7 protein-coding genes are annotated in these 7418 nt (G+C 64.5%); 2 read left to right on the top strand and 5 right to left on the bottom strand.

The annotated features are described in order from the left end of the window. On the top strand, positions 1–791 hold a 791-nt coding region (locus tag ACIGKQ_RS24990; protein WP_396575159.1), incomplete at its 5' end, for a hypothetical protein. Positions 792–1001: 210 nt separating this feature from the next. On the opposite strand, the gene ACIGKQ_RS24985 is transcribed toward ACIGKQ_RS24990, so the two are convergent. The 5 genes from ACIGKQ_RS24985 to ACIGKQ_RS24965 all read right to left on the bottom strand — a co-directional run bounded on the left by ACIGKQ_RS24985 (position 1002) and on the right by ACIGKQ_RS24965 (position 5757). After that, positions 1002–1955, bottom strand: coding sequence for an ArdC-like ssDNA-binding domain-containing protein (locus ACIGKQ_RS24985; RefSeq protein ID WP_195060873.1), 954 nt, complete (start codon positions 1953–1955; stop codon positions 1002–1004). A gap of 363 nt (positions 1956–2318) precedes the next feature. Continuing rightward, positions 2319–2684: a hypothetical protein gene (locus ACIGKQ_RS24980; RefSeq protein ID WP_195060874.1), complete on the bottom strand. Its 366-nt coding sequence runs from the start codon at positions 2682–2684 to the stop codon at positions 2319–2321. Between the two features lie 811 nt (positions 2685–3495). Then, positions 3496–5085, bottom strand: coding sequence for a ParB N-terminal domain-containing protein (locus ACIGKQ_RS24975; RefSeq protein ID WP_396575158.1), 1590 nt, complete (start codon positions 5083–5085; stop codon positions 3496–3498). Beyond that, positions 5082–5501, bottom strand: coding sequence for a hypothetical protein (locus ACIGKQ_RS24970; RefSeq protein WP_396575157.1), 420 nt, complete (start codon positions 5499–5501; stop codon positions 5082–5084). Before ACIGKQ_RS24970 ends, ACIGKQ_RS24975 begins: the two co-directional genes overlap by 4 nt. 28 nt (positions 5502–5529) lie before the next feature. After that, positions 5530–5757 carry a hypothetical protein gene (locus ACIGKQ_RS24965; protein ID WP_396575156.1) on the bottom strand — a complete coding sequence of 76 codons (228 nt, stop codon included), beginning with the start codon at positions 5755–5757 and terminating at the stop codon, positions 5530–5532. 540 nt (positions 5758–6297) lie between these two features. On the opposite strand from ACIGKQ_RS24965, the gene ACIGKQ_RS24960 reads away from it, so the two are divergent. Beyond that, positions 6298–7242, top strand: coding sequence for an HNH endonuclease (locus tag ACIGKQ_RS24960; RefSeq protein ID WP_396575155.1), 945 nt, complete (start codon positions 6298–6300; stop codon positions 7240–7242). The last annotated feature ends 176 nt before the right edge of the window (positions 7243–7418 follow it).

Genomic DNA, 7418 nt, shown 5'->3' with positions numbered 1-7418 from the left:
AGAGATCGGCAACTCCCACGCGCCCGCCACCCGGGCCAAAGGTGCTCAACACCTTTCACGACACTTTAAAAAGCCGATCGGTGGATCGAGGCTTAATGGTCAAACCGGAAAAGGGGAGCCGGGCGTGGAGCCTGGGCGATGACAGGCTCGGCTTTTGGTTCGTCATGCGCCACTCTGGGGCTCTAACGACTGCCCAATCGCAACGGAACGTAATCGTCGCGGATTCAACTCGGAGGCACTTCTGGGCGATCCTGTCAGTGGCAGCGGCTGTTGTACAGGAGATTCGCTCACTCCATCCGATTGCGCGAGTGGCCTTCTCTGCCTCTGGCGGCGTACCGGTCGATGTTGATGCGCAGCTGGCGGAGATTGCGGTCCAGTTGCTCAAGGCGGCAGATCTGAGAGTGGATATTGGTGAGCGTCCGACTGCTGTGACGCCTGAAGGCACACATGCGACCGAGGTGTGGGACAGGCAGGTCAAAGACTTTGATCGGTATGTCCTAGCCCCAACGCTTCGGCGGATCAGCGCTCTGTTTGAGTATCACGATCGGCTCGAAGCCGCACGAGTGCAGACTGAACTGATTCATCGGCTCAGTAATGCTGCTGGGATCGATGCGAAGCTTGAGGACTTGGTGCACCGCTCCGGCAGCGATGTGGTTGACGCGGAACGGCTCGGTTCAGCTGCGACCGATCTGCGTGAGGCGGAGATTGCTCGTACAGCGGCGTTGGCTGAGGTTCGCGGCGACTATCTCAGTTCGCTTGTCCAGCCTAGAACTGCCGAGGCAGGAGGATGACCCGACTTTCCCTCGTGGAGTATAGAGTTCGCCGTCACGTCACTCCACGGGCGTCGAAAGGTACAAACCCACCCAACTGGGAATCTCCCGGTTCGGTGGCGGAGCGCAGCGGAGACACTGGGCCGGGACAGCAGAGCACGGCCCGCTTCGGGCCGTTCCGCTACGCGCCCTGGCGCCGGTCACCCTGGGGGTGACCGGCGGGGTTCGGGGTCAGGCGGCTGTTTCGTCGTCGTGGTTTTCGATGTCGGGGTCGAGTGCGGCGGCGATGCGGCGGGCTGTCTCGAGGACGTGGGTTGCAGTTTCGGCGATGACCTTGGGGTCTCCTTCGGACCAGCTAGCGATGTAGCCGATGCTGTAGTCGGTGGTATCGAGTCCGAGCATTCCGGCGACGATGTAGGCGACTGATTCGGCTTCGACTTCGCAGCGGCCGCGGTGGGTGATGTATTCGGCGGTGTCGATGTCGTGGTGCATCAGGGCGTGTGCGGTTTCGTGGATCATCGTCTTGGCGGCCTGGGCGGGGGCCAGGTCGGCGTCGATGACGATTCGGCCGGTGCCGTCGGTGGTGGTGTATCCGTTGGTGCCGCCGGGGATCGGCTCGCGGGTGACGGCCCATCCTTGGGCGGTGATGTATTCGGCGGTGCGGGTGTAGATGTCGGCGGGGTCGTCACCGTGGAGACGGCGGACGGGGGTTTCGACGTCGGCCCATAGGCGGGTGTTGGGGTTCTTCTTGCGCATGTAGTCGGTGATCTCGGTGTTCGGGTCGGTCTGGGAGACGTCGAACACGGTGAGGATCGGGTAGGTGGCGATCTTGCGTTCGGCCTCTTCGCCGGTGTCGGGGTCGGTGTCGGTGACCTTGCGGCTGCTGAATCCGCGGATCTTGATTCCCTTTTCACCTTGGCGGACGTGGCGGCCGAGTTCGAGCCATTTGTTGTATCCGGCGACGCGGGAGGCGTCGGGGCGCTGGGCAAGGATCAGTAGCAGGTTGTTGAGGCTGTAGGCGTGAAACTTGGTGGCGTAGTCGAGGAATGCGGCCCACTGGTCGGTCTGGGTGAGGGTTTCCATCTTGGCGGTGATGGTGGCTTGCAGTTCGGCGGCGCGTTCGCGCTGTTTGGCGGCGCGGGCTTCGCGGTCGGCGCTGCTGGTCTTCTTGGTGCTGCGGCTCATGATGTCTCCCGGTGGGTGTCGGCCTCGGCGGGCCGGTGCTTTGCGTGACACCTGCCATCTCTTTGCCGGCGGGAGGCCGGTGCAAGGGTGTTTACAGCGATAAAAGTTGCTCGGGCCGTAGGCCTGGAACCCGCAGGGCGGGCCAGTTTTTCGCGGCCCTTGTCGCCGCGCCGACCAGAGGTAAGAGACTGGTGGGGGTCAGCAAAGCACCCCAGTTCGAGTGGGGTGCGGCGTAGCCGCTCCGCTGATCTGTTCGTTCGCCGACTACTCGACTACTCGAATGGTCGAGTGGTCGAGTAGTCGAGGACTGCGCAGACCTCAGGGTCGGGGCCGCCGTGGTGGCGACCCCGACCCGCTGCCCGGTTAGAGGGTCCAGCGTCCCGGGGTGATGTGGCCTTCGAGGCCGGCGATCCGGGCTGCGATGGCGGCGGCGTCGGCGAGGATGGGCCAGGGCTCGGTGAGTACCTGCTGCCAGGCGGCCCAGTCGTCGGTGGTGGCGATGGTGTCGGCCAGCCGGGGATGGCGGTCGGCGGCGACCATCGTGGCGAGCTCGATGGCGGCCTTGCCCCGTCGGGCTGTGGTCTGTCCAGCGGCGATGATGTGGAGGCCGGCGTCGTGGATGGCGTCGGCCGCCTCGGGGTTGGTGGCGGCGAGGTCCGCTGCTGCCCAGAGGATGTGGGCGACGCTGCCCTCGGCGGCGGCGGTAGCGGTATGAGCGATGTACTCCATGAGGATTCCTCTCGATTGTGGTCCGGCCGGTGTGGCGGACGTCGAGAGACCTGGGGGACCGGCGGGGGTGGGCTGTCAACCCCGAAGAGGCAGGCGCGCCGGAAGCCACTTTCGTCGTACGAGCGTAGCGAGTGAAAGTGGTTGGAGCGCACGGGCGTAGCGCAGCGGAGAACGGGCGGTAGCCGCCTGGTGTGGGTTGACAGCTCGGGGGTCCCCGTCGGTCACACTTGGTCGACGTGCGCGCGCAAATTGGTGACCACCCACCTGACTGGGAATCTCCCGGGTCGGTGGCGGAGCGCAGCGGAGTCGGCGGGCCGGGACAACGCTGTGCGGCCCGTGGGCCGCTCCGCTGCGCCCGATGCCGGCACGCGGCTCAGCCGGTGATCTGTCGGCAGTCGCGGCATTCCCACTGACCGTCGACGAGGACACACAGGCGGCGTTGTTCGCACAACCAGCAGGTTTGCCCGGGTTTGGGCTGCTCGCCGGCCTCGACGGCACGCAGCCGATCGGCAGCCTTCGAGGCGGGTGTGGGCCCGGGTGCGGTAAGCGGCGCCGATCGCCTGGTCGCGGGCGGTTTGGGTGGCGGCGGTCATCGGTTGCCCGTCGGGATTGTGGCGCAACATCGGGCCGAAGTCTCGACGGCATTGGCCGCAGGGGTGGCCTTGGGTGTCGGTGGGGTTCGTGCAGCCGGGCAGGGCGCAGCGGGGGAATAGTTCGCCGGTGGTGGTCATCGTGTGTCACCTGTTCGGGGTAGTCCGGTCGGGGGACGGTGGGCCGCGACCGCCAGGGTCGCGCGGCCCACCGTGTGGGTCTAGTCCAGCGGCACGTCGGCGGCGTCCTTCTCCCCGGCGATGACTTGCTCGACGTCAGAGAGGGTGTAGCCGGTCACCTCGACCAGGAATCGCAGGTAGTCGGCGCGAGCGCGGACGTAGCTGCCGAGGTAGTCCCGGTCGGTCACGTTGCGCCAGGCGTCTTTCCACATGTGCGCCTCTCGCGCGGCCAGAGCGATCCCGAGTCCGATGATCTGGGCGCGGTCAGCGGTACTGGCCTGCTCCAACAGGTCGGCGGGCTGGCCACCGAGGATCGTCGCGGCGATCTCGGCGGCGTTGCCCTGCATGCTGTTCGCGCCGAACATGTCGTGATGGGCGTGCATCGAGGTCGCGATGAACGTCGCGACCTTCGGGGCGCTGCCCTTGGGCAGAGTTTTGCGGGCCAGCCATGCGGTCAGCTTTTCGATCCGCACCTCGCGGGCGGTCGCGCTGGCGGCGTTGAGGACCCGCACCCGGCGACGTTCCTGCTTCTGCGCCTCTTTCTCGGCGGCGCTGACCTCGCCGGAGGTGGCCGCGCTACTCGGGGCGCTGTAACTGTAGGCGCGCTCGGTGAGTCCGAGGTCGTCGCTGCCCAGCACATACCAGGTGGTTTCGACCTCGCGGGTGATGTGGTGGGTGAGGGTGCGCGGGTCGAGCAACCCGTCCTCGGGCTGGTCGTCGGCGGGAGCGTCCTCGTCGTCTTCGTCGCTGTCGAGCAGGTCGAAGTCGATGACGTGTTCAGGGACCTCGTTGCCCTCGGCGTCGGTCCACGATTCGGTGTCATCGGCCCATACGTAGGCCAGCCGGTTCTTGACCGGCACGTCCTCGATGGTGGCGGCAGTACCGTCGGCGGTCTCCAATCGGTCGATCCTGCGGGCCTGGTTGTAGCTGGGTTGGCGGGTCACCGCAGCGATTCCCTCGGCGGCGTAGTCCGCGACCTGGGCCAGCAGGGCGGGCCGCTCGTCGGCCTCGGCGAGCACCTTGGCCTGGTACTCGAACCGTCCGCTGTGTGCGGCGGTGATGAGCCATTGCTGAGCTTCGGGGTCGTGGTCGTAGGCCGCCAACGTCGCCGACTGCTCCAACGTCAGACCTGCACCCTGGTCGAGCAGGTCGAGGGTGGTCGCCGACTTCGCGACCGTCAGCGTGTGATCGATGTCCTTCTTCTTGGTGCGGGTGGCTTTGGCGATCTTGGTCGCCGACATCCCAGCCAGTGCAAGTTGCTCGATCGCGGCCACCCGGTCGGATGCGCGCAGTTCTTCACGCTCGAAACTGGTGAGCTGGTCCAGGATTCGGTCCACGGTCAGCGCTTTGTCGTCGGCGTCAGCGGCGACCGGGACCACGTACACCGGGACGCTGGCCAGTCCGGCCTCGCGGGCTGCGAGGGTGCGGCGCTGCCCGTCCCGCACGCGCACCTGCCCGTCGATCTCAACGGCCAGGACCGGCTGACGGACACCCTCGCGGACCGAGTCGATGAACTCAGGCGTGAGGGTGGCTTGGGCTTCGGTGCGAATGTTGGCATCGATGACCAGATCGGTCGGGTCGAGGTGGCGCAGCTCGCCCGTCGCGACGGTCTCGGTGGTGTTGTGTGTCATGGGGTTTCTCCCTTACTGTGGTGGGTGAGACCCCGGCCAGCTAGACCCTGGCCGGGTTTTCTTTTGTCCCGGCGTGCCGGTGTGCACGCGGAAGTCTGGTTAGAGGTCGCCGAACTCGATCCAGTGGGCGATCGCGTCGGCGGCTGCATCGGCGGGGGACAGGTCGTCGTCGTAGGCGGCACGCCATTGCCAATCGGGTAGGTCGCGGTGCTCGACCCGGTGTAGCGGCGAATCTTGCGGTCGACTCCGAGTAACCACACCGCGAACTCGCGGTCACCGTCGACTTCGGTGAGACGTTCGGGGGCTTGTTCGGCGATTCGGTCGGCAACCTCGGCGATTCGGTCGGCAACCTCGGCGATTCGGTCGGCAACCTCGGCGATTTTCGTCGGGTCCTTGGTGGCGATCCAGACATTCATCGTGGGTTTCCTTTCGCAGGTCAGGGGGCTAGTCGTGGGTGAAGATGCGGCCTGCGCCAAGCTGGTCGAGTCCGCAGCATTCACACAGCCAGTAGCCGGGCGGGTCGATGTCGTCGGCGGGTACCAGGTAGCCGTGGTTCTCCATGAACGCCAGGACCTCGGTGGCGTTGTCGGTGTCGATGCCGCTCATGTCTCCGTAGGCGACGGCGACAGCGCAGCTGGTGCACAGCTGGTAGACGGTGGTGGCGATACTCATGGTGACCCTCCCGTTGTGAGTGCTGGTTTGCGTTTGCACCGGCCATCTCTTTGCCGAAGCGAGTGGGCCGCAAGGGTGTTCACAGTGAAAAAGTCATCCGGGCCGTAGGCCTGAAACCCGTAGGGCGGATTAGTTTTTCACGGCCCTTGCGGCACGGGAGTGGAGGTAAGAGAATGCGGCGATGCAACGCAAACCAACTCAGCCCGAAGGGCGTCACAGCGCGGCGTAGCCGCATCCGATGAGGTGACAGCGCAGCCGGCAGTCAGAACGTGACCTGCTGCGCGGCCTGGCGGTCTACGGCCATAGCGCCAGCAACATCGAAACGCACCGCAAACGTGAAAGTGATTGTGCGGGAGCGACGCGGGTGCGGTAGGGCTTGGTGTCGCGGCAACACAGAATTGTTCGTACCGGCGCTCTGGCTCAGTTGATGTTGTGACAGGCAGATATCGTTCTGCCTGTTCGTGTCACGTGAACAAGTAGAGTCACTCTTTGCCGCTGGTCAGCGGTGGTATCTGGGCGCGTGGAAGGAGATCGCCTGGGATGGAAGTGCTCGTGCTCATTGGTGTAGTCGTGCTGTTGGTTGTCTTCGGGCCGCGAGTGGTGCGTTATGTCCGCAAGGAGCGCTACTTCGCAAGCGAGGTGTTCCTCGCTCACCGGTCTCAGGTTTCGGCACTTGTGGCTGAGCACAACGCGATTGCGCAGTACACCAACGAAATCCGTAGTACCGGTCTGTTCCAGCTCGGTGCATCTTCTACTGGCGCGTACTCACATCTGGCGTCGTACGAGAACACCAGCGTGCACAACTACCGCCGGGACCGCAATGTCGCGAACTATCAGGCATCCAATGTGCACAACTGCTCGTTGCAGGTGGTGCGTAACGCCAGCGCGGATCCACTCAAGTATCTGATGAAGTACTTCCACATCAAGCCCGAAGAGCGCACTCTAGCTGAGGTGGAACAGCTGGGAGAAGATGTAGCACGACTTGAGAATGCAGTCGCAAACCTTCATGAGCGCGAGGCGAGCATTACTCGCAGGATCGATCCGCCAAAGTTTATTCGCAACCACTACATGGTCGAGTTTATGCGTCAGGTCGGCGTCCACCTCTCGCCGATTGTTGTTCCGTATCCGGTGTATGCCTTCGAGTACGTCAGCGCTGGTGGTAATAGTTCGCAGCGGACACTTATTACGTTGAACACTCCGACGATTGATGCTCTTATCGAGACGATTTCGCAGAAGATTCGCTACAGGAAGAGTGCGGCCGGGCAGCGAGCGCTCATGACAGCCAAGCTGCGAGAGTTCATCAAGGCGCGTGACAACTACACGTGCAGATACTGCGCGGTGTCGTTGGCAGTCGAGCCCCATTTGCTGCTTGAGGTTGACCACATCGTTCCGGTGTCGCGGGGTGGGGTCTCCACGCCTGAGAACCTTCAGACCTTGTGCTGGAAGTGCAACCGCTCAAAGTCGAACAAGGTCTTCACGCGCTAAGCCGGTCGCTGGTCCCACTGCCGCCAACCGTCGCGCCCCTGAGGGGGACCCATTCGATGGTCCAGTCGCTATGCGGCTTGAGGTTGGTGGGTCGTGGTCCACTGTAGGGCGAACTCGGCGGGGGTGAGTCCGTGGTGGGCCGAATGGGGTCGGTTGGCGTTGTAGTCGATCCTCCA

Origin of the sequence: Gordonia sp. NPDC062954 (assembly GCF_044543825.1) — a bacterium.
GTDB classification, from domain to species: Bacteria; Actinomycetota; Actinomycetes; order Mycobacteriales; family Mycobacteriaceae; genus Gordonia; species Gordonia tangerina.
The sequence above is the reverse complement of the archived record's forward strand: the minus strand, read 5'-3'. Positions and strand labels throughout refer to the sequence as shown.